A 19,994-nucleotide genomic window follows, 5' to 3' on the forward strand; every position below is an offset into this window, starting at 1 on the left:
GTTCATTTTGAATGACCTCCCTTTGCTTGGTTGTGCAGTTGGCAGACCGCACTTCTATTTTAAGCAAAGGGAGTTTTTCTGTCACCATGATCGACATAAGTCTTTTTTAGAACCACTCGCCTAGCGAGTGGTTTTCGTTATACAATAAAAAGCGCCTGTGCGGTTCGCCGCACAGGCGCTTTTGTTCTTTTGGAAAATCAGAAAAGAGGAAATTACTTGGTGCCGTAGATCCGGTCGCCAGCGTCGCCCAGGCCGGGGACGATGTAGCCGTTTTCGTCCAGGCACTCGTCCTCAGCGCCGATGTAGATGTCCACATCGGGGTGAGCCTCGTGCAGGGCCTTGATTCCCTCGGGGGCGGCGATCAGGCCGATGAACTTGATCCGCTTGGCGCCGTGCTTCTTGATCTGGGCGATGGCGTCCACGGCGCTGCCGCCGGTGGCCAGCATGGGGTCCAGAACCAGGACGTCCCGCTCGGCGATGTCGGCGGGCAGCTTGCAGAAGTACTCCACCGGCTTGAGGGTGGTCTCGTCACGGTACAGGCCGATAAAGCCGACCTTAGCCGCCGGGATCAGCGAGAGCATGCCGTCCAGCATACCCATACCGGCCCGCAGCAGGGGAACCAGAGCCAGCTTGCGGCCGGCCAGAACCTTGGTCCGCGCCATGGTGATGGGCGTCTCGATTTCGACTTCTTCCAGCGGGAGGTCACGGGTGGCCTCGTAGCACAGCAGGGTGGCGATCTCGCTGACGAGGTCGCGGAACTCCTTGGTGCCGGTCTGCTTGTTGCGCAGCAGGCTGATCTTGTGCTGCAGCAGGGGGTGGTCAACGATCATGGGCGTCATAACTACACTCTCCTTTGGTGCGATCTATCTTTATGAATTGGAAAGGGAACAGACAATGGTTCAGCGGTTTTCGATGGCGGTCAGCTTGGCGATCCGGCCAATGTGGCGCCCGCCCTCGAAGGGGGTGGAAAGGAACAGATCCACCAGCTGGCAGGCCAGCCCCGGGCCGATGACCCGGCCGCCCATGCACAGGGCGTTGGCGTCATTGTGACGGCGGGTATACTCGCAGCTGAAGCTGTCCGAGCAGCAGCAGGCGCGGATGCCCTTGACCTTGTTGGCGGCCATGCTGATGCCAACGCCGGTGCCGCAGAACAAAAGCGCCTTGTCACACTGGCCCGAAACCACGGCGTCGCAGGCGGGCAGAGCCATGTCGGGGTAGTCCACGCTGGCGGTGCTGTGGGTGCCGAAGTCGATGTATTCGATCCCCTTTTCCTCCAGATGGGCCTTGACCGCCTCCTTCAGTTCAAAGCCGCCATGGTCGGCGGCGAGTGCGATGGGGTTTGCCATAACAGATGATCCTTTCTCCGTTCAGTTTGTGGGGGCTGCGGCTTTTTCTTCCGCAGCCAGACGGGCTGCCCGCTCCCGCTCGGCCTGGCTCAGCCGGTGGTAGTCCGGCAGCAGGGCCTCGGGCAGAACAGCCTGCCCGGCCAGCGCCATCCGGCGGGCCACCAGGGCCACCGCTGCCGCGCGGCCCCCCGTCAAAGCCGGGGGCACCGGCAGAACGCCGGGCAGCTGACCATATTTATTATAGCACAGAGCGGCGCCATCACCAACAAAAAAGAGGGGCTTTTTGCAATTTTCTGCAAAATCGGCCAGGTCGTCCACCGCCCGGGCGTCGTCCTCCATCAATCGCTGGTGGGTGGCCAGGTCGAAGGCGGCGCTGTACACCTGGGCCCGGCGGGCGTCCAGGGCGCAGAGGACGGTGCCCTCGCCCACATGGGCCGCTGCCAGGGCCTCCAGGGTGGAGACCGGAGCGCAGAGGGTCTCCCGGGGGAAGGCCAGACCCTTGACAGCGGCCAGCCCGATCCGAAGCCCGGTGAAACTGCCCGGCCCGGCGTTGACGCCATAGAGATCAATGTCGGCGCAGGTCATCCCGCAGAGTTTGAGGCAGTGGTCGATCAGGGGCAGCAAAGTCTCGCTGTGGGTCAGACCCCCGTCCAGATAGCATTCATAGAGCAGCCGCTCGTCCTGCATCAGAGCGACACCGGCGGTTTTGCCGGCGGTGTCCACGGCCAGAATATTCATAGCGTTACCCCCTCGATGGTGATGCGGCGGGTGGTGTCGTCCAGCCGCTGGATGTCCACCCGGATGGGGTGTTCCAGGGCCAGCAGATCCGCCAGGTTTTCGCTCCACTCGGCGGCCACAATGGCCCCCTGGTCCAGATAGTCGTAAAAGCCTGCCGCGCACAGGTCGTTCTCGGTGGAGATGCGGTAGAGGTCAAAATGGGCCAGGGGCCGGGGGCCCCGGTAGTAATTCACGATGGCGAAGGTGGGGCTCGAAACGGGGTCGGTGCAGCCCAGCCCGGCGGCCAGCCCCTCGCAGAAAGCGGTTTTGCCCGCCCCCAGCCCGCCGGTAAAGGCGATCACCGCGCCGGGGGCCAGGACGCCGGCCATCCGCCGGCCCAGCGCCACCGTCTCCGCGCGGGAATGGGTGATAAATTCAGCCATAAGCGTTTTCCTCACTTGGCAGAGATGATAACAGAAATGCGGCAGCACAAGGGTGCCGCCGCATTCCAGTATAATATAATTTGTAGAAAAGTGCAATCTCCGCCGATGTTTAGGCAGCGTCGATGGTTACATCCCCGGTGGGGTAGAGGGTGGCGTCCCAGTTGCCGCCCAGAACAGGATAGGCGGCAACCCGGTGGGGGAACAATCCGCCCTGAGACAGATACCATTCAATGTCGTCGGATCCATAGGTGGCCACCGCATGTTCCAGAGATTCCCGAATGGTCTTGCCCATAATCATCTGGTTGACCGTGTCCCAAACCAGGTTCCGGGAATAGATGGTGTAAACGGTGTTGACATATCCGATGACCGCCTCGGCTCCGCCCTGGAGCAGGGCATCTCCCATGGTGAAATCGACGTGGTTTTCGACGCCCATGAACTCACAGGCCTCCGAGAAGACGATGGTGCCCTCCAGCTTGCCGCCGGAGTAGGCGCTGCGGAAGAAAGAGGGCAGCACGCTGTACTTGCCGTCGATCTTAATCACCCGGTGGCAGAGCAGATCCACCGCATAGCTCAGATCCTTCCAAAGGTTGGATTCCTCCATCAGGATAACGACCGGAGCGGTCTCGCTCTTCTCCCAGAAAAAGAGATAATTGTAAGTGTAGGTATAGTACAGGCCGTGGGCGCTGAGGATACACAGATCGTAGTCGTCCATGTGCCGCAGATCCCGGACGGTGACCTCGCTGTCCAGATCGGTTTGCAGGCCCAGCTCGTTCCAGTAGCTCTGCATATAAACGTAGTTGGGGTAGCGGGTGCTGTTCACCGTGTCGTCAAAGGCGTAGTAGATCATGGCGTTGCCCAGGTAGCTGTTGGTACCGGCCAGCATGTCGGCGCCCTCCTCGGTCAGGGGCAGGGCCAGCTGCTCGCTGTCGTCGTCATAGTCCGCGACGGTCAAACCGCCCCAAACACCGCAGGTGTAGCTGAAGGAATACATCCCGTTTTCTTCGTCATAATAAATAGAATCCGACAGGATCAGATTCTGGCTGGCCAGTTCTTCCAGCTGGGCGGCCGCGGCGGCCTGGCGCTCTTCCTGGGACATGGCGGCGTACTCGGCGCTTTCGGTCAGGCCGGTGATGGCCTGGTCGGCCTGCTCCATCTCCTGGGCCTGGGCCATGGTCAGCTCACCGGCCGGTTCCGTTTCAGCTTCTGCTGCAAAGGCGGACACGGGGGACATAACCCCCACAAACAAAGACAGCGCGCACAACGCGCTGACAAAACGGCGTAAATGGACAGAATGTAAGAAATGCATGATTTCACCCTCCCAAAGCAGACCCGAGGGTCTTTTGTCAAGATTTTGTTAGGTATTCCCATTGTAGGAGCCCGGTTGGGGTTTGTCAAGCTGACCGATTTTATTTTGCAAAGCTGTCACACCTTGGTCACAATCTTGCGCCCGCCGCCCAACTGCGCTATACTGTACCCGGATAAGAACTCGAAAGGTGGTGCTTTTTTGCTAAAAGGCGTTCAAACATACATGAAACGGACGGATAAATTCTACCTGATTCTCTGTCTGCTCAGCAGCGGTTTGGCGATGCTGACCCTGGCTTCCTGGGCGGCGGAACAGGGCAGCGGCTTTGATCTGGACGAGATCACCGGCCAGATTGTGGGGGTGGGCGACTACCGCAAAGCCCTGGTCCAGGCCGCCGCCGCCGGGATTGGCCTGATCGCGGCCATCATCCTCTCCAACATCGACTACCGCAGCCTGGTCAAGGTCTGGCCCTTCCATGTGGTTTTTACCTGGGGATTGGTCCTGCCCACCCTGGTGATCCGAAACGTGACCATCGGCCCCCTGACCATCGGCTACAACGCCGGAGACACCGACAACTATTCCTGGTACAAGCTGGCGGGCTTTACCTTCCAGCCCACCGAGCTGGCCAAGATCAGTTTTATCCTGACCTTTGCCATGCACCTGAACAACGTGCGGCACCGGATCAACGAGCCCAAAGAGCTGGGCAAACTTCTGCTCCATCTGCTGGTACCTATGGGGATCATCCACATCCAGGGCGACGACGGCACGGCTTTGATCTACGGCTTTATCGGCTGCTGCATGATGTTCGCCGCCGGTCTGAGCTGGAAGTATATTGTCTCGGCCCTGGCGGCCGGCATCAGCGCGGTGGCCATTGCCTTCGGCTTTTTCAGCGACAAGGTGGGCAAGAGCTACCAGTGGTACCGGATTCTGGCGGTCATCGACCCCGAGAATACCTCGGGCTGGGCCCCCAGCGAGGAAGTCTGGAAGAACATCATCTACCAGCAGCAAAAGGGCGAGATCGCCATCGGCGCGGGAGGGATCTTCGGCAACGGGCTCTTTGACGGCACCTATTACAACGTCCCCAACGCCCACAACGACTTTATTTTCTGCTGGATCGGCAACGCCATGGGGTTTGTGGGCTGCGTGCTGGTGCTGGGCATCCTCTTCACCCTAATCATCAAGACCTTTGTGGTGGGGGCCCGCAGCGAGGATCTGCTGGGCAGCTATATCTGCGCGGGCATCGGCGGGGCGCTTCTGGCCCAGATCACCGTCAACGTGGGGATGAACCTGCGGGTGCTGCCGGTCATCGGCGTGACCCTGCCCTTCTACTCCGCCGGCGGCAGTTCGGTGCTGATGCTGTATATCTGCGTGGGGCTGGTGCTCTCGGTCTATATGCACAACAAGAAAAAACTATTCAGCTAGTCTATTTACAAAGAAAGCCCGCGGCCTTCTCCTTTTACGGAGAGGGGCCGCGGGCTTTTTGGAATTGGTTTATGGTCAGGACTGCACCGCGTGATTCTGGAACCCGCTGGAATAGACCAGCTGGCCGTCGGTGGTGCACCAGAGGGCTTCGACCCCGTCCAGGGACTCCACCAGCGCCTGGCCCTCTTCCAGAGAGGAGCAGAACAGGGCGGTGGACAGGCAGTCCGCCAGCCCCGAATCAGGGCAGAGGATGGTGACGCTGTCGAAGTAGGTGGCGGGCCAGAGGGTATCGGGGTCGATCAGGTGGTGGTAGCGCACCCCGTCCACCACATAGAACCGCTGGTAGTCGCCGCTGGTGACCAGGGCCTGGTCGCTGGTATAGACGGCAGCCACCAGGGAGGAATCGGCGGTGTAATAGATCGAGGACTCCCAGGGGTTTTCCACCCCGCCGGTCCACTGCTTGGCGCCGGGTTTCAGGCCGATGGCCCGCAGGTTGCCGCCCACGCTCACCGAGGCGCTGATCAGGCCCCGGGCCTGGGCTGCCTGGCAGACCATCTCCACGGCGTAACCCTTGCCCACGCTGCCCACATCCAGGGACATCTCAGGGTCGGCCAGATAGACGGTGCCCGCCTCCCGGTCGATGATCACGTCGTTGATGTCGCAGTGCTGGGCGGCGGCGTCCAGCTCGGCCTGAGTGGGCAGCAGGTTGTCCTCATCGCTGGGGTCGGCCTCGGCGGCCTCACGATAGTTGTGCCAGATCTCCAGCACGCTGCCCATGGCCACGTTCATCTTGCCGCCGGTGGTGTCATACATCTCGATGGCCAGCTCCAGCAGGTCGATGATCTTCTCATCCACCTTGACCGGGGCAACGCCGGCGTTGTCGTTAATGGTTTTGATGTTGTTGACCCCTTCGTAGTCGTTGTAGATGTCGTACAGCTGGTGATATTCCAAAAGGTCTGCGTGGAGGGCGTCCATCTGCTGGGAGAATTCCTCCTCCGAGTCGCAGTAGGCGATCACCTGGGTGACGGTGTCGAACACATCATAGAAAATGGTGGTGTACCGCTGGGCGTCCTCGTCCGGCACACCGGAGGAGGCGGGGGCGCTGGAACAGCCCGCCAGCAGCGCGCCGCAGAGCACAAGGCTCACCAGGGAAAGTAGCGTTTGTTTGATCTTCATATTAAAGCTTCTCCTGTGTCGGGGCCGCCTGCTGGGTGTAGGCGCGGTGCTCTTCCTCCAGATGGGCCAGCAGATCCCCAAAGACCCAGCGGCGGCTGGTGGGGGTGACCACGGCTTTCAGGGGGATGTTGACCTTGGCGTTTTTCAAAAGATCCAGCAGGGTGTCCACATCTTTGTTGCGGAAATTGGCCAGCACGATGGCGGGCGGGTAGGCGCCGGGTTCCAGCACCAGGGTACGGGGGGCCGTCACCGGCACCTCGCCCAGCAGCTGGGCCACCGTCTGGCCTGCGTCGGCCGGGCTGACCGGAACGACCTTCATCCCGAAGGCGGGGGCCATCCCGTCCAGGACGCCCCGGTCGCCGGGGGCGAGATTCCAACCCAACACCATGGGCACACCGGCGTTTTGGTTGCGGGCGATATGAGCTTTCATCTTTTAAACCTCTTTGTACAGTATGGATTCCATCAGGGGAAATCTAAACTATTATAGCACAAAACAGGACCGAAAAAAAGCGCCGCGGAACCCGAAGCCGGGCTCCGCAGCGCAGGGGGGAGGATACTCTGGGTCAGTTGAGGGTCTTGCCGAAGAACTCCACCTCTTTGGCGATAAAGGCCATCAGTTCGTCGAACTGGTCCGGGGTCAGGCTCTGGGCGCCGTCGCACTTGGCTTTAGCGGGGTTGTTGTGGACCTCGATCATCAGCCCGTCGGCCCCGGCGGCCACCGCCGCTTTGGCCAGCTGGGGGACCATCCAGGCCTGGCCACAGGCGTGGCTGGGGTCCACCACCACCGGCAGGTGGGTCATCTTGTGGAGCATACAGACGGCGGCCAGGTCCAGGGTGTTCCGCATGCTGGTTTCGTAGGTGCGGATGCCCCGCTCGCAGAGGATGACGTTTTCGTTCCCCTCGGCCATGATGTACTCGGCGCTCATCACCAGCTCTTCCAGGGTGTTGGCCAGGCCCCGCTTGAGCAGCACCGGCTTTTTCTGGCGGCCTACGGCTTTCAGCAGCTCGAAGTTCTGCATATTCCGGGCGCCCACCTGGATCAGATCCACATTCTCAAAGAGGGGCAGATGCTCGGTGTTCATGATCTCGGTGACGATGGGGCTGCCGGTGGCCCGGCGGGCCAGCTTGAGCAGGTCCAGCCCCTCGGCCCGCATCCCCTGGAAGGAGTAGGGGGAGGTCCGGGGTTTGAAGGCGCCGCCCCGGAGCAGGCTGGCCCCGGCGGCTTTCACCCGCTGGGCACAGTAGGTGATCTGTTCCTCGCTCTCGATGCTGCAAGGGCCGGCGATGACGGCGAAGTTCCCGCCGCCGATCTTGACCCCTGCCACATCCACCACCGTGTCGTCGGGGTGGAATTTGCGGTTGGCTTTCTTGTAGGGCTCGGACACCCGGCGGACGGTCTCCACCACGGGGTTGGCCAGAATCCAGCTCTCGGCGATGGCCTTGGTGTCGCCGATCAGGCCCAGAATGTGGGTGTCGCTGCCCCGGGAATCGTTGATGGCAAAGCCCATCCCCTCCAGCTCGCGGCAGAATTCGTGGACCTGGGCCTCGGGGGCGTCTTGTTTCAGAATGACAATCATGGTCGGTGTCTCCTTTGCTCTTGCTTGTCTATACGGTGGACCCGGTGCAGGAGGACATCGGCCCCTTTGCCGCGGTCGGAGATTACTTCACTTTCCTGAAGTGGTGAGGCTACTATATCATTTCATTGTCCTGAAGTCAAGAGGGAGAGGAAAATTTTTCTGCCTGGAATTTTAGAGGAAAGCCGCCCCTGTTCTTTGCGCCCGAAACGTGGTACAATAGGGCGAGAAGGAAGGGAAGTTTTTTCTATGGCAAAAGAAGCAAAAACCAATGCAATGCGGATTCTCGAGCGGGCCAAGGTGGCCTATACCGCCCATGAATACCCCCATCAGGAGGGGGTGGCGGTGGACGGCGTCACCGTGGCCGCCAGCATGGGCGAGGACCCCGCCTGCGTCTATAAAACTCTGGTAACCCAGGGGGCCAGCCGGAACTATTTCGTCTTTGTGATCCCGGTGGCCGCCGAACTGGACCTGAAAGCCGCCGCCCGCAGCGTGGGGGAGAAGAGCGTGGCCATGATCCATGTGGCCGATATCAATAAGGTCACCGGCTATGTCCGGGGCGGTTGCAGCCCCGTGGGGATGAAAAAGCAGTACGTCACCGTGTTCGATGAAAGCGCTCTGGCCCAGGAGAAAATTTATGTCTCCGGCGGGCGGATCGGCACCCAGGTCTGCTGTGCCCCCGCCGAGCTGATCCGGGCCGCCAGGGCCACCACCGCCCACATCATTTTCTGAGGGGGAGAGCCCCCGAAATCCTGACCGGAACTTTACCAATTCTTCAAAAAAATAAAGATTTGTAAAGAAAGTCATACTAAAAAGAAAATACCTGGGGAAAATGCACAAAACTTCTGAAAGGTTTTTTCGGCAGGGAGAACACAAGGGAGAAATTGCGCAAACGGCCTTTGCAAAGTAAATGTTTTGCCGTAAACTGTATATGGTACACAAACGCTTCGGGCGTTTTTGTGACGGAAAAACGATACAACCATGGTTCTGCGGGGGGCGCTTTATGCGATACAAGATGCTCATCTCCACAGCCTGCGGGTGTGCAGGCGCTCTGGGGGTCATCGTGTATCTTGCGGGGCGGCGCGCCGCTGAAATTGGGTTGGAAAAATAAGGCCGTGGTGTAGCTGCATCACAGCCTTTTTTGTTTTGTTGAACAGGGCCGCCCGCCGGCCCCCAGCAAAGGGAGGTAAACAGCATGATTCGTAAAGTTGCCGTTATTATGGGTTCGGACAGTGATTGGCCGGTGGTCAAGGGTGCCTGCACCCAGCTCAAGGCCCTGGGCATCCCCTTTGAGGCCCACATCCTTTCGGCCCACCGGACCCCGGCCGCTGCGGCTGAGTTCGCCAAGAGCGCCCGGGCCAATGGCTTTGGGGTGATCCTCTGCGCCGCCGGCATGGCGGCCCACCTGGCCGGCGCTTTCGCGGCCAACACCACCCTGCCGGTCATCGGCATCCCCATGAAGGGCGGCGCCATGGACGGCCTGGACGCTCTGCTGGCCACCGTCCAGATGCCCAGCGGCATCCCCGTGGCGACTGTGGCCCTGAACGGCGCCAAAAACGCCGCCTGGCTGGCCGCCCAGATCCTGGCTTTGTCGGACGACGCCCTGGCGGCCCGGCTGGAGGCCGAGCGGGCCAACATGACCGAGGAGATCGCCGCCAAGGAGGCTAAGCTCCAGCGGGAGCTGGCCGCCCTGTAAGCGCCGCAGGATCGAACGAGCAGAGAGAAGAAACGTTTTAGAGGAGTAAGAATGTCTGAATTTAGCTACCCGCTCCATGAGGAATGCGGTGTTTTTGGTATCTACGATAAAGCCGGCACCGAGGATGTTACTGCCGCCGTCTACTCGGCCCTCTATTCCCTCCAGCACCGGGGCCAGGAGAGCTGCGGCATCGCGGTCAACGACGACGGCGTCATCAGCGGCTACCGGGATCTGGGCCTGGTGAACGAGGTGTTCACCCCCCAGGTGCTGGCCAGTCTCTCCAAGCCGGAGATCCGGATGGCCACCGGCCATGTCCGCTATGCCACCGCCGGCAGCCGGATCCGGGCCAACGCCCAGCCCATGATTGTCCGCCACGGCCGGGGCACTATGGCTCTGTGCCACAACGGCAACCTGACCAACGCCATCCAGCTGCGCACCGAGCTGGAAAACGAGGGCGCCATCTTCCACGGCTCTTCGGACACCGAGGTGATCTGCTACCTCATCACCCGGGAGCGGCTCAAGAGCGGCAGCATCGAGCTGGCCGTCAGCCGCACCATGGACAAGCTGGACGGCGCTTACAGCTTGGTGATTATGTCTTCCACCAAACTGATCGCCGTGCGGGACCCCCGGGGCTATCGGCCCCTGTGCATCGGCACCCTGCCGGGGGGCGGCTACGTCTTCGCCAGTGAGAGCTGTGCCCTGGACGCCGCCGGCGCGGATTTCCTGCGGGACGTGGAGCCCGGCGAGATCGTCATCGCCGACGCCAACGGCCTGCGGAGCGTCAAGGATCACTGCGGCCGCAAGGACACCCAGATGTGCGTCTTTGAGTTCATCTACTTCGCTCGGCCGGACAGCGTCATCGAGGGCAGCTCGGTCCACGAGGCCCGCAAACAGGCCGGCCGCTTCCTGGCCGAGGAGCACCCGGTAGAGGCCGACGTGGTCATCGGCGTGCCCGACTCGGGCCTGGACGCCGCCCTGGGCTACTCGGAGGCCAGCGGCATCCCCTACGGCATCGGCTTTATCAAGAACAAATACATCGGCCGCACCTTCATCCAGGGCAGCCAGAAGCAGCGTGAGAACAGCGTCCGGATCAAGCTGAACGCCGTCACCAGCACTGTCAAGGACAAGCGGGTGGTTCTGATCGACGACTCCATCGTCCGGGGCACCACCTCGGCCCGGATCATCAAGCTGCTGCGGGACGCCGGCGCCAAGGAGGTCCACTTCCGGGTCTCGGCGCCCCCCTTCAAGTACCCCTGCTATTTCGGCACCGACATCCCCGACCAGAAACTGCTGGTGGCCACCGGCCGGACGGTGGCCGAGATCAATGAGATCATCGGCGCCGACACCCTGGGCTATCTGTCCACCGAGCACGTGGTTCAGCTGGCCAAGAACTCCAAATGCGGTTTCTGCACCGCCTGCTTCACCGGCAAATACGCCGTCAAGCCGGACCAGGTGCTTTCCACCAACATCCACGAGCGTCATCTGCACGACCGCCCCAAGGACGAGAAAAAGTTAGGAGAGTAAGATCATGGAAAAGAGTTATTCTGAGAGCTACAAGGCCGCCGGCGTGGACATCACCGCAGGCTACCGCTCGGTTGAACTGATGAAACAGTACGTCGCCCGCACCATGAACGAGCACTGCATCGGCGGTCTGGGCGGCTTCGGCGGCCTGTTCGAGCTGGACTGCACCGGCATCTCCCGCCCGGTGCTGATCTCGGGCACCGACGGCGTGGGCACCAAGCTCCGCATCGCCATGCTGATGGACAAGCACGACACCGTGGGCATCGACTGCGTGGCCATGTGCGTCAACGACGTCATCTGCGCCGGCGCAAAGCCCCTGGTCTTCCTGGATTACATCGCCTGCGGCAAGAACGTCCCCGAGAAGATCGCCGACCTGGTCAAGGGCGTAGCCGAGGGCTGCGTCCAGGCGGGCGCTGCCCTGGTGGGCGGCGAGACCGCTGAGATGCCCGGCTTCTACCCCGAGGACGAGTACGACCTGGCGGGCTTCACCGTGGGCGTGGTGGACAAGAGCAAGATCCTGGACAACAACACCATGGTTCCCGGCGACGTGATCATCGCCCTGCCTTCCTCCGGCGTCCACTCCAACGGCTTCTCCCTGGTCCGCAAGATCTTCGACCTGGAGAACCACCCCGAAGTCCTCAAGACCACCCCCGCCGAGCTGGGCGGCAAGACCCTGGGCGAGGCTCTGCTGGCCCCCACCAAGATCTACGTCAAGCCGGTGCTGGCCGTTCTGGAGCAGGTGGCCGTCCGGGGCATCTCCCACATCACCGGCGGCGGCTTCTATGAGAACATCCCCCGCAGCCTGAAGAAGGGCTGCTGCGCCCGGATCAAGAAAGAGGATGTCCGCACCCCGGGCCTCTTCGCTCTGATGCAGAAAGAGGGCAACATCCCCGAGCGGGATATGTTCAACACCTTCAACATGGGCGTGGGCATGATCCTCACCGTTCCCGCCGACCAGGCCGACAAGGCTCTGGAGATCCTCCACGCAAACGGCGAGCCCGAGGCCTACCGCCTGGGCGTGATTGCAGAAGGCGAGGGCGTTGAGCTGTGCTGAAGATTGCAGTCTTAGTCTCGGGCGGGGGGACCAACCTCCAGGCCCTTCTGGACAGTGAGGCCCGGGGCGAAAACCCCAACGGCAAAATCACCCTGGTGGTGGCCTCGAAACCCGGGGTCTACGCCCTGGAGCGGGCTGAGAAGGCCGGGGTGGAGAGTTGCGTCGTCCGCCGCAAGGACTACGCCGACTCCGCCGCCTTCGATGCAGCCCTTTTGGAGGTGCTGCGGGCTCACGAGATTGACCTGGTGGTGCTGGCGGGCTTTTTGTCGGTGCTGGGCCCCAGCGTGATCGCGGCCTATCCCCGGCGGATTCTGAATGTCCACCCGGCCCTGATTCCGTCCTTCTGCGGCCCGGGCATGTACGGCCTGCGCCCCCACGAGGCCGCTCTGGCCCGGGGCTGCAAGGTCACCGGCGCCACCGTCCACTTTGTCAACGAGGAGTGCGACGGCGGGCCCATCCTGCTGCAAAAGGCGGTGGAGATCCAGCCCGGCGACACCCCCGAGATCCTGCAAAAGCGGGTGATGGTGGAGGCCGAGTGGCAGCTGCTGCCCAAAGCCGTGGCCATGATTTGTAGCGGCGAAGTGGAATAATAACGATGACGTTCCCGCCGCGATTTTTGCGCGGCGAAGGGAGGATAAGATACCATGGAAAAGATTGATCTGAACCAGTACCTGGCGAACAACGAGTACCCCGGCCGCGGCATCGCCGTGGCCCTGGCCCCCGATGGCCGCCAGATCTTCATCGGCTATTTCATCATGGGCCGGAGCGAGAACAGCCGCAACCGGGTGTTTGAGCCGGTGCCCGAGCGGGGCGGCATCTGCACCACCGCGGCCGACCCCGCAAAGCTGGAGGACCCCAGCCTGATCATCTATAACCCGGTGCTGACCCTGGGCAAGACCCACATCGTCACCAACGGCGACCAGACCGATACCATTTACGACGAGATGTGCCGCGGCCGCAGCTTTGCCGACGCCCTGCGCACCCGGACCTTTGAGCCGGACGGCCCCAACTGGACCCCCCGGATCTCGGCGGTGGTCTATGCCGATGGCAGCTACCAGATGAGCATCCTGAAATCCGCCGACGGCAACGGGGAGAGCGTCCAGAGCTATTTCTTCGACTACCCCCAGCCGGTGGCAGGCGAGGGCCACTTCATCAGCACCTATAAGCACAACGGCAACCCCATCCCCAGCTTTGAGGGCGAGCCGCTCCGCTTTGCCTGCCCCCGCACCATCGGGGAGTTTGCCCGGGGCCTGTGGTCGAACCTCAACGAGGACAACAAGGTCAGCCTCTTCGCACGGGTCATCGACCTGGAGAGCGGCGAGAGCGGCGACATGATCTACAACAAATACGAAGCGGTGTGCAGCGACCTGGACGACCCCGAGGAGCCGCCCCTGCTGCCCGAGGAAATGGAATAAAGGAGGATTTTGCACCATGAACGAACTGGCTCTGAAATACGGCTGCAACCCCAACCAGAAGCCCAGCCGCATCTATATGGCGGACGGCTCTGAGCTGCCCGTCACCGTCCTGAACGGCAAGCCCGGCTATATCAACTTTCTGGATGCTTTGAACTCCATCCAGCTGGTCCAGGAGCTGAAAGCGGCCCTGGGCCTGCCTGCGGCGGCTTCTTTTAAGCACGTCTCCCCGGCAGGCGCGGCCCTGGGCCTGCCCCTGACCGACGTGGAGCGGAAGATGTACCACATCGCCCCCGAGATGGAGCTGTCCCCCCTGGCCTGCGCTTACGCCCGGGCCCGGGGCGCCGACCGGATGTCCTCTTTCGGCGACTGGATCGCCCTGTCCGACGTCTGCGACGTGCCCACCGCTAAGCTGATCCAGCACGAGGTGTCCGACGGCATCATCGCCCCGGGTTATGAGCCCGAGGCCCTGGCGATTCTGGCCAGCAAGAAGAAGGGCAACTACAACGTGGTTTCCATCGACCCGGCCTACCGTCCCGCTCCCATCGAGCGCAAGCAGGTTTTCGGCATCACCTTCGAGCAGGGCCGCAACGAGCTGGAGATCAACGCCGACACCATGCTGTCGAACTTCGTCACCGAGAACAAAGAGGTGACCGAGGAGCAGAAGCGGGACCTGATCCTGAGCCTCATCACCCTGAAATACACCCAGTCCAACTCGGTCTGCTACGCTGTGGGCGGCCAGACCATCGGCGTGGGCGCCGGCCAGCAGAGCCGGATCCACTGCACCCGCCTGGCGGGCCAGAAGGCCGACAACTGGCAGCTGCGCCACATGGACAAGGTTCTGAACCTGCCCTTCCGCCCCGATGTGACCAAACCCAACCGGGACAACGCTATCGACGTCTATATTGGCGACACCCCCGAGGATGTCATCGGCGATGATGTCTGGGCCGAGACCTTCACCGAGCAGCCCGCCCCCCTGACCGCCGAGGAGAAGAAAGCCTACCTCAGCCAGGTCACCGGCGTGAGCCTGGGCTCCGATGCCTTCTTCCCCTTCGGGGACAACATCGAGCGGGCCCGCCGCAGCGGCGTCACCGCCATCGTCCAGCCCGGCGGCTCCATCCGGGATCAGCAGGTCATCGACACCTGCAACAAATACGGCATTGCCATGGCCTTCTGCGGGCTGCGGTTGTTCCATCACTAAGCCGGAGGAAAAGTTACAATGAAAATTCTGGTAGTAGGGGGCGGCGGCCGCGAGCACGCCATCATCAAGGCCCTGAAAAAGAGCCCCAGCTGCACCGAGATCTGGTGCGCGCCCGGCAACGGCGGCATCAGCTACGACGCCAAGTGCAAGGACATCAAGGCCACCGATGTGGAGGCCATGGTGGCTTTCGCCAAGGAAGAAGCCTTTGATTACGTCGTGGTGGCCCAGGATGACCCCCTGGCCCTGGGCATGGTGGACGCCCTGGCCGAGGTGGGTATCCCGGCCTTCGGCCCCAACAAGGCGGCCGCCCGGATCGAGGCCTCCAAGGTCTTTTCCAAGGACCTGATGAAGAAATATCACATCCCCACCGCCGATTACGCCACCTTTGACGACCCCTCCAAGGTTATGGAGTACATCCGGGCCAAGAACAAATACCCGGTGGTCATCAAAGCTGATGGCCTGGCTCTGGGCAAGGGCGTTCTGATCTGCGAGAGCGAGGAAGAGGCCGCCGAGGGCGTCAAGGAGATCATGCTGGACAAGAAGTTCGGCGCCTCCGGCAACCATGTGGTGGTGGAGGAGTTCCTCACCGGCCCCGAGGTCAGCGTCCTGAGCTTCACCGACGGCAAGGTGGTGAAACCCATGGTTTCCTCCATGGACCACAAGCGGGCCGGCAACCACGACACTGGCCTGAACACCGGCGGCATGGGCACCGTGGCCCCCAACCCCTATTATACCCCCGCCGTGGCCGAGCGCTGCATGAAGGAAATCTTCCTGCCCACCATCGCGGCCATGAACGCCGAGGGCTGCCCCTTTAAGGGCTGCCTCTACTTCGGCCTGATGATTACCGCCGACGGCCCCAAGGTCATTGAGTACAACTGCCGCTTTGGCGACCCCGAAACCCAGGTGGTGCTCCCCCTGCTGGAGAGCGACCTGCTCACCGTCATGACCGCCTGCACCAATGGCACCCTGGCGGACACCGAGGTCAAGTTCCGGGACGGCGCTGCCGCCTGCGTGATTCTGGCCTCCGGCGGCTACCCCGTCAGCTACGCCAAGGGCAAGGAGATCACCGGCCTGACCGACGGCCAGCTGCCCGAGATGAAGGACGTCACCGTTTACCACTCCGGCACTGCTTTCAAAGATGGCAAGCTGGTGACCGCGGGCGGCCGGGTGCTGGGCGTCACCGCCGCAGCCGACAACCTGCCCGACGCTCTGGCCCGGGCCTACGAGGCCACCGGCCACATTGATTTTGAGAACCTGCACAAGCGCACCGACATCGGTATGCGGGCCCTCAAGGCTCTGGCGGAACTCTAAACGAGAATCCAGAGCGGAATAAAACGACCGATTATTACAGAAACCGCATAAGGAAACTGTATAATACAGAGGAGATAATACCTATGGTATATAGAATTTATGTGGAGAAGAAACCGGGCTGCGACGGCGAGGCCCGCCAGCTCCAGAACGAGCTGAACAGCCTGCTGGGCATCAAGGAGCTGACCGGCCTCCGTCTTTTGAACCGTTACGACGTGGAGGGCATCAGCGAGGCGCTGTTCGACCAGTGCGTCAGCACCGTGTTCAGCGAGCCCCCGGTGGATAATACCTACGTCACCCTGCCCCGGGGCGAGGAGATCGCCTTCGCGGTGGAGTACCTGCCCGGCCAGTTCGACCAGCGGGCCGACTCTGCCGCCGAGTGCATCCAGCTCATCAGCCAGGGCGAGCGGCCCCTGGTCCGCTCTGCCCGGGTCTACCTGCTGGAGGGCCCCCTGAGCGAAGAGCAGATCGCCGAGATCAAGAAGTATGTCATCAATCCCGTGGAGGCCCGGGAGGCCAGCCTGGAGGAGCGCGAGACTCTGAAGATGGAGTACGCCGTCCCCACCGCGGTGGCCACCCTCACCGGCTTCAACGAGCTGGACGAGGCGGGTCTGGCCGCCTTCATCCAGGAGAAGGGCCTGGCCATGGACCTGGGGGACATCAAGTTCTGCCAGGAGTATTTCCGCTCCGAGCAGCGTGACCCCACCATCACCGAGATCAAGATGATCGACACCTACTGGTCCGATCACTGCCGCCACACCACCTTCGGCACCATCCTGGACGACGTCCAGATTGACGAAGAAGTGGTCCAGGCCGCTTTCGACCGGTACATGGCTCTGCGGGAGGATCTGGGCCGCACCCAGAAGCCCCGCTGCCTGATGGACATTGCCACCATCGGCGCCAAGGAGCTGAAAAAGCAGGGCATCCTCAAGAACCTGGACGAGAGCGAGGAGATCAACGCCTGCACCGTCAAGATCAAGTGTGACGTCAACGGCAAGGATGAGGACTGGCTCTTCCTCTTCAAGAACGAGACCCACAACCACCCCACCGAGATCGAGCCCTTCGGCGGCGCAGCCACCTGCATCGGCGGCGCCATCCGTGACCCCCTGTCCGGCCGCAGCTACGTCTACCAGGCCATGCGCGTCACCGGCGCAGGGGACCCCCTGGCCCCGGTCAGCGAGACTCTGCCCGGCAAGCTGCCCCAGCGCAAGCTGGTGACCACCGCCGCCGCAGGTTACTCCTCCTACGGCAACCAGATCGGCCTGGCCACCGGCCAGGTGGATGAGCTCTACCACCCCGGCTACCTGGCCAAGCGCCTCGAGATCGGCGCGGTGGTGGGCGCTACCCCCGCCTCCCATGTCCGCCGCGAGTGCCCCGCCCCCGGGGATGTGATCGTCCTGCTGGGCGGCCGCACCGGCCGTGACGGCATCGGCGGCGCCACCGGTTCCTCCAAGGCCCACAAGATGGAGAGCCTGGAGAGCTGCGGCGCTGAGGTTCAGAAGGGCAACGCCCCCATTGAGCGCAAACTCCAGCGGCTGTTCCGCCGGGAGGATGCCTGCCGGATGATCAAGCGCTGCAACGACTTCGGCGCAGGCGGCGTTTCTGTCGCCATCGGCGAGCTGGCCGACGGTCTGTACATCGACCTGAACAAGGTGACCAAGAAATACGAGGGCCTGGACGGCACCGAGCTGGCCATCAGTGAGAGCCAGGAGCGGATGGCTGTGGCCCTGGCCCCCGAGGACGTGGACAAGTTCATCGCCCTGGCCAACGCGGAAAACCTGGAGGCCACCCCTGTGGCCACCGTCACCGAGGAAAAACGGCTGAATATGGTTTGGAACGGCGTTTCCATTGTCAACATCAGCCGGGAGTTCCTCAACTCCAACGGCGCCGAGAAGCACCAGAAAGTCCATGTGGAGAAGGCCACCGTCTGGCAGCCCCAGTGGGCCGGCGCGACCTTCGGCGAACAGATGAAGAGCATGGTGGGCGACCTGAATGTTTGCAGCAAGAAGGGCCTCAGCGAGCGGTTCGACTCCACCATCGGCGCGGGCACTGTCCTGATGCCCTTCGGCGGCGCCTACCAGCTGACCCCCCAGATGGCCATGGTTGCCAAACTGCCGGTGGACGGCGAGACCACCACCTGCTCCGGCATGGCCTGGGGCTATAACCCCTATCTGATGAGCGCCGACCAGTATCGCGGCGCCAAGCTGGCGGTCATCGAGAGCGTCACCAAACTGGTCTCCGCCGGTTTCCGGTACGAGGACGCCTACCTGACCTTCCAGGAGTACTTTGAGCGGCTGGGCACCCAGCCCGAGCGCTGGGGCAAGCCTCTGGCCGCCCTGCTGGGCGCTCTGGATGCCCAGATGGGCCTGGGCATCGGCGCCATCGGCGGCAAGGACAGCATGTCCGGCTCCTTCGAAAAGCTGGATGTGCCTCCCACCCTGGTTTCCTTCGCCACCGCCATCGGCAAGACCAGCCGGGTGATCTCCACTGAGTTCAAGAAGTCCAACAGCTCGGTGGTGCTGCTCCGCCCCGTCTACGAGGCCGACGGCATCAGCCCCACCTTCTCCTCCCTGAAAGCCAACTACCAGATCGCCGAGCAGATGATCGCCTCCGGCCAGATCCTCTCGGCTGCCTCGGTGGGCTTCGGCGGCATCGCAGAGGCCCTGTTCAAGATGGGCCTGGGCAACCGGATCGGCTTCAAACTGCTGGCCGACCTGAGCCCGGAGGATCTGTTCAAGCCCATGTACGGCTCTCTGGTTCTGGAGTACGCCACCGGCGCCCCCGCCGGGATGCTGCTGGGCGAGACCACCCGGGAATACACCTTCACTGCCTGCGGCGAGACCCTGGACAGCGCCCAGCTGCAGGAGATCTGGGAGTCCAAGCTGGAGCCCGTCTATCCCTACCGCAAGGCGGGTGAGGCGGTGGAGAAGATCTCCGGCAGCCTGACCGCCCCCGCCGCCCCCAAGATCGGTGTGGCCAAGCCCAAGGTGATTATCCCGGTCTTCCCCGGCACAAACTGCGAGTACGACACCGCCCGGGCCTTTGCCCGCGCCGGCGCTGATCCCGAGATTCTGGTCATCCGAAACCTGACCCCCGCCGACGTCACCGCCAGCTGCGAGGCTCTGGTCAAAGCCATTGACGCAAGCCAGATCGTCATGCTGCCCGGCGGCTTCTCCGGCGGCGACGAGCCGGACGGCAGCGCCAAGTTCATCGCCTCCTTCTTCCGTTCTCCGGCGGTCACCGAGGCGGTCCGCCGCCTGCTCAATCAGCGGGACGGCCTGATGCTGGGCATCTGCAACGGCTTCCAGGCTCTGATCAAGCTGGGTCTGGTGCCCTACGGCGATATCCGGCCCATCACCGAGTCCGACCCGACCCTGACCTTCAACACCATCGGCCGCCACCAGAGCATGCTGGTGCGCACCCGCATCGCCTCCAAGGGCAGCCCCTGGCTGACCCATTGCGATCTGGGCGACGAGCACACTGTGGCCATCAGCCACGGCGAGGGCCGCTTTGTGGCTCCCCAGAAGGTGCTGGATCAGCTGATCGCCAACGGCCAGATCGCCACCCAGTATGTGGATCTGGACGGCCAGCCCACCATGGATCTGCGCTACAACCCCAACGGCTCGGTGCTGGCCATCGAGGGCATCACCAGCCCCGACGGCCGTGTCTTCGGCAAGATGGGCCACTCGGAGCGCAGCGGCGACCGCCTGTACAAGAACGTCACCGGCGACAAGTACCAGCCCATCTTTGAGGGCGGCGTGGACTACTTCAAGATTTAACGTTATGCGGGCCGGGAGCCCCCGGCCCGCTCTCTAGGAGGA

At 62.5% G+C, this 19,994-nt stretch carries 18 protein-coding genes; 10 read left to right on the forward strand and 8 right to left on the reverse strand.

All coding sequences use genetic code 11. The annotated features are described in order from the left end of the window. Positions 1-212: 212 nt before the first annotated feature. The 5 genes from upp to JCM17207_RS01490 form a co-directional block, all read right to left on the reverse strand. Complete coding sequence (gene upp / locus JCM17207_RS01470) at positions 213-839, reverse strand: uracil phosphoribosyltransferase (protein ID WP_238315739.1); 627 nt, start codon at positions 837-839, stop codon at positions 213-215. A 60-nt stretch (positions 840-899) separates the two neighbouring features. Beyond that, the gene (gene rpiB / locus JCM17207_RS01475) at positions 900-1,346 is read right to left on the reverse strand and encodes a ribose 5-phosphate isomerase B (RefSeq protein ID WP_238315740.1); all 447 of its coding nucleotides are present in this window, start codon (positions 1,344-1,346) and stop codon (positions 900-902) included. Between the two features lie 21 nt (positions 1,347-1,367). Continuing rightward, positions 1,368-2,084: a tRNA (adenosine(37)-N6)-threonylcarbamoyltransferase complex dimerization subunit type 1 TsaB gene (tsaB, locus tag JCM17207_RS01480; protein WP_238315747.1), complete on the reverse strand. Its 717-nt coding sequence runs from the start codon at positions 2,082-2,084 to the stop codon at positions 1,368-1,370. After that, positions 2,081-2,506, reverse strand: coding sequence for a tRNA (adenosine(37)-N6)-threonylcarbamoyltransferase complex ATPase subunit type 1 TsaE (gene tsaE, locus JCM17207_RS01485; protein ID WP_238315755.1), 426 nt, complete (start codon positions 2,504-2,506; stop codon positions 2,081-2,083). The genes tsaB and tsaE overlap by 4 nt, the downstream gene beginning before the upstream one ends. A gap of 109 nt (positions 2,507-2,615) precedes the next feature. Beyond that, complete coding sequence (locus JCM17207_RS01490) at positions 2,616-3,737, reverse strand: hypothetical protein (protein WP_238315758.1); 1,122 nt, start codon at positions 3,735-3,737, stop codon at positions 2,616-2,618. Positions 3,738-4,034: 297 nt separating this feature from the next. Here JCM17207_RS01490 and JCM17207_RS01495 point away from each other — a divergent pair, with 297 nt between their 5' ends. Next, complete coding sequence (locus JCM17207_RS01495; protein ID WP_238315759.1) at positions 4,035-5,231, forward strand: FtsW/RodA/SpoVE family cell cycle protein; 1,197 nt, start codon at positions 4,035-4,037, stop codon at positions 5,229-5,231. A 75-nt stretch (positions 5,232-5,306) separates the two neighbouring features. Here the strand turns inward: JCM17207_RS01495 and JCM17207_RS01500 are convergent, their stop codons facing one another. The 3 genes from JCM17207_RS01500 to aroF form a co-directional block, all read right to left on the reverse strand. Next, positions 5,307-6,407 (reverse strand): FAD:protein FMN transferase, encoded by a 1,101-nt coding sequence (locus tag JCM17207_RS01500; RefSeq protein ID WP_238315768.1) that lies wholly within the window; start codon positions 6,405-6,407, stop codon positions 5,307-5,309. Between the two features lies 1 nt (position 6,408). Beyond that, the gene (locus tag JCM17207_RS01505; protein ID WP_238315770.1) at positions 6,409-6,837 is read right to left on the reverse strand and encodes a DUF3783 domain-containing protein; all 429 of its coding nucleotides are present in this window, start codon (positions 6,835-6,837) and stop codon (positions 6,409-6,411) included. A 133-nt stretch (positions 6,838-6,970) separates the two neighbouring features. After that, positions 6,971-7,984, reverse strand: a complete 1,014-nt coding sequence (gene aroF, locus JCM17207_RS01510; RefSeq protein WP_238315771.1) for a 3-deoxy-7-phosphoheptulonate synthase — start codon at positions 7,982-7,984, stop codon at positions 6,971-6,973. Between the two features lie 246 nt (positions 7,985-8,230). Between aroF and ybaK the strand changes: the two genes are divergently transcribed. From ybaK to JCM17207_RS01555, 9 genes are all read left to right on the forward strand, one after another. Further along, positions 8,231-8,713, forward strand: a complete 483-nt coding sequence (gene ybaK / locus JCM17207_RS01515) for a Cys-tRNA(Pro) deacylase (RefSeq protein ID WP_238315779.1) — start codon at positions 8,231-8,233, stop codon at positions 8,711-8,713. Positions 8,714-9,176: 463 nt separating this feature from the next. Further along, a complete protein-coding gene (gene purE, locus JCM17207_RS01520) occupies positions 9,177-9,677 on the forward strand; it encodes a 5-(carboxyamino)imidazole ribonucleotide mutase (protein ID WP_238315780.1) in 501 nt (166 codons plus the stop codon). Between the two features lie 51 nt (positions 9,678-9,728). Next, complete coding sequence (gene purF, locus JCM17207_RS01525) at positions 9,729-11,201, forward strand: amidophosphoribosyltransferase (RefSeq protein WP_238315782.1); 1,473 nt, start codon at positions 9,729-9,731, stop codon at positions 11,199-11,201. A 4-nt stretch (positions 11,202-11,205) separates the two neighbouring features. Next, a complete protein-coding gene (purM, locus tag JCM17207_RS01530; protein ID WP_238315784.1) occupies positions 11,206-12,252 on the forward strand; it encodes a phosphoribosylformylglycinamidine cyclo-ligase in 1,047 nt (348 codons plus the stop codon). Next, positions 12,246-12,842, forward strand: coding sequence for a phosphoribosylglycinamide formyltransferase (purN, locus tag JCM17207_RS01535; RefSeq protein WP_238315787.1), 597 nt, complete (start codon positions 12,246-12,248; stop codon positions 12,840-12,842). Before purM ends, purN begins: the two co-directional genes overlap by 7 nt. A gap of 54 nt (positions 12,843-12,896) precedes the next feature. Continuing rightward, positions 12,897-13,667 carry an IMP cyclohydrolase gene (locus JCM17207_RS01540; protein ID WP_238315789.1) on the forward strand — a complete coding sequence of 257 codons (771 nt, stop codon included), beginning with the start codon at positions 12,897-12,899 and terminating at the stop codon, positions 13,665-13,667. 16 nt (positions 13,668-13,683) lie between these two features. Further along, positions 13,684-14,865 (forward strand): phosphoribosylaminoimidazolecarboxamide formyltransferase, encoded by a 1,182-nt coding sequence (locus JCM17207_RS01545; protein WP_238315790.1) that lies wholly within the window; start codon positions 13,684-13,686, stop codon positions 14,863-14,865. Positions 14,866-14,883: 18 nt separating this feature from the next. Further along, positions 14,884-16,176 carry a phosphoribosylamine--glycine ligase gene (purD, locus tag JCM17207_RS01550; RefSeq protein WP_238315792.1) on the forward strand — a complete coding sequence of 431 codons (1,293 nt, stop codon included), beginning with the start codon at positions 14,884-14,886 and terminating at the stop codon, positions 16,174-16,176. Positions 16,177-16,259: 83 nt separating this feature from the next. Further along, on the forward strand, positions 16,260-19,952 hold the full coding sequence (locus tag JCM17207_RS01555) for a phosphoribosylformylglycinamidine synthase (RefSeq protein WP_238315794.1): 3,693 nt from the start codon (positions 16,260-16,262) through the stop codon (positions 19,950-19,952). Positions 19,953-19,994 lie beyond the last annotated feature (42 nt).

Source organism: Faecalibacterium gallinarum, from assembly GCF_022180365.1.
Lineage (GTDB): Bacteria > Bacillota > Clostridia > Oscillospirales > Ruminococcaceae > Faecalibacterium > Faecalibacterium gallinarum.

Coding starts and splice junctions, on each gene's coding strand:
- JCM17207_RS01545 (WP_238315790.1), top strand. CDS start 13,684: ATGAACGAACTGGCTCTGAAATACGGCTGCAACCCCAACCAGAAGCCC.
- JCM17207_RS01540 (WP_238315789.1), top strand. CDS start 12,897: ATGGAAAAGATTGATCTGAACCAGTACCTGGCGAACAACGAGTACCCC.
- aroF (WP_238315771.1), bottom strand. CDS start 7,984: ATGATTGTCATTCTGAAACAAGACGCCCCCGAGGCCCAGGTCCACGAA.
- upp (WP_238315739.1), bottom strand. CDS start 839: ATGACGCCCATGATCGTTGACCACCCCCTGCTGCAGCACAAGATCAGC.
- purD (WP_238315792.1), top strand. CDS start 14,884: ATGAAAATTCTGGTAGTAGGGGGCGGCGGCCGCGAGCACGCCATCATC.
- JCM17207_RS01555 (WP_238315794.1), top strand. CDS start 16,260: ATGGTATATAGAATTTATGTGGAGAAGAAACCGGGCTGCGACGGCGAG.
- ybaK (WP_238315779.1), top strand. CDS start 8,231: ATGGCAAAAGAAGCAAAAACCAATGCAATGCGGATTCTCGAGCGGGCC.
- JCM17207_RS01505 (WP_238315770.1), bottom strand. CDS start 6,837: ATGAAAGCTCATATCGCCCGCAACCAAAACGCCGGTGTGCCCATGGTG.
- purM (WP_238315784.1), top strand. CDS start 11,206: ATGGAAAAGAGTTATTCTGAGAGCTACAAGGCCGCCGGCGTGGACATC.
- purE (WP_238315780.1), top strand. CDS start 9,177: ATGATTCGTAAAGTTGCCGTTATTATGGGTTCGGACAGTGATTGGCCG.
- JCM17207_RS01500 (WP_238315768.1), bottom strand. CDS start 6,407: ATGAAGATCAAACAAACGCTACTTTCCCTGGTGAGCCTTGTGCTCTGC.
- JCM17207_RS01490 (WP_238315758.1), bottom strand. CDS start 3,737: ATGTCCCCCGTGTCCGCCTTTGCAGCAGAAGCTGAAACGGAACCGGCC.
- rpiB (WP_238315740.1), bottom strand. CDS start 1,346: ATGGCAAACCCCATCGCACTCGCCGCCGACCATGGCGGCTTTGAACTG.
- JCM17207_RS01495 (WP_238315759.1), top strand. CDS start 4,035: ATGAAACGGACGGATAAATTCTACCTGATTCTCTGTCTGCTCAGCAGC.
- tsaB (WP_238315747.1), bottom strand. CDS start 2,084: ATGAATATTCTGGCCGTGGACACCGCCGGCAAAACCGCCGGTGTCGCT.
- tsaE (WP_238315755.1), bottom strand. CDS start 2,506: ATGGCTGAATTTATCACCCATTCCCGCGCGGAGACGGTGGCGCTGGGC.
- purF (WP_238315782.1), top strand. CDS start 9,729: ATGTCTGAATTTAGCTACCCGCTCCATGAGGAATGCGGTGTTTTTGGT.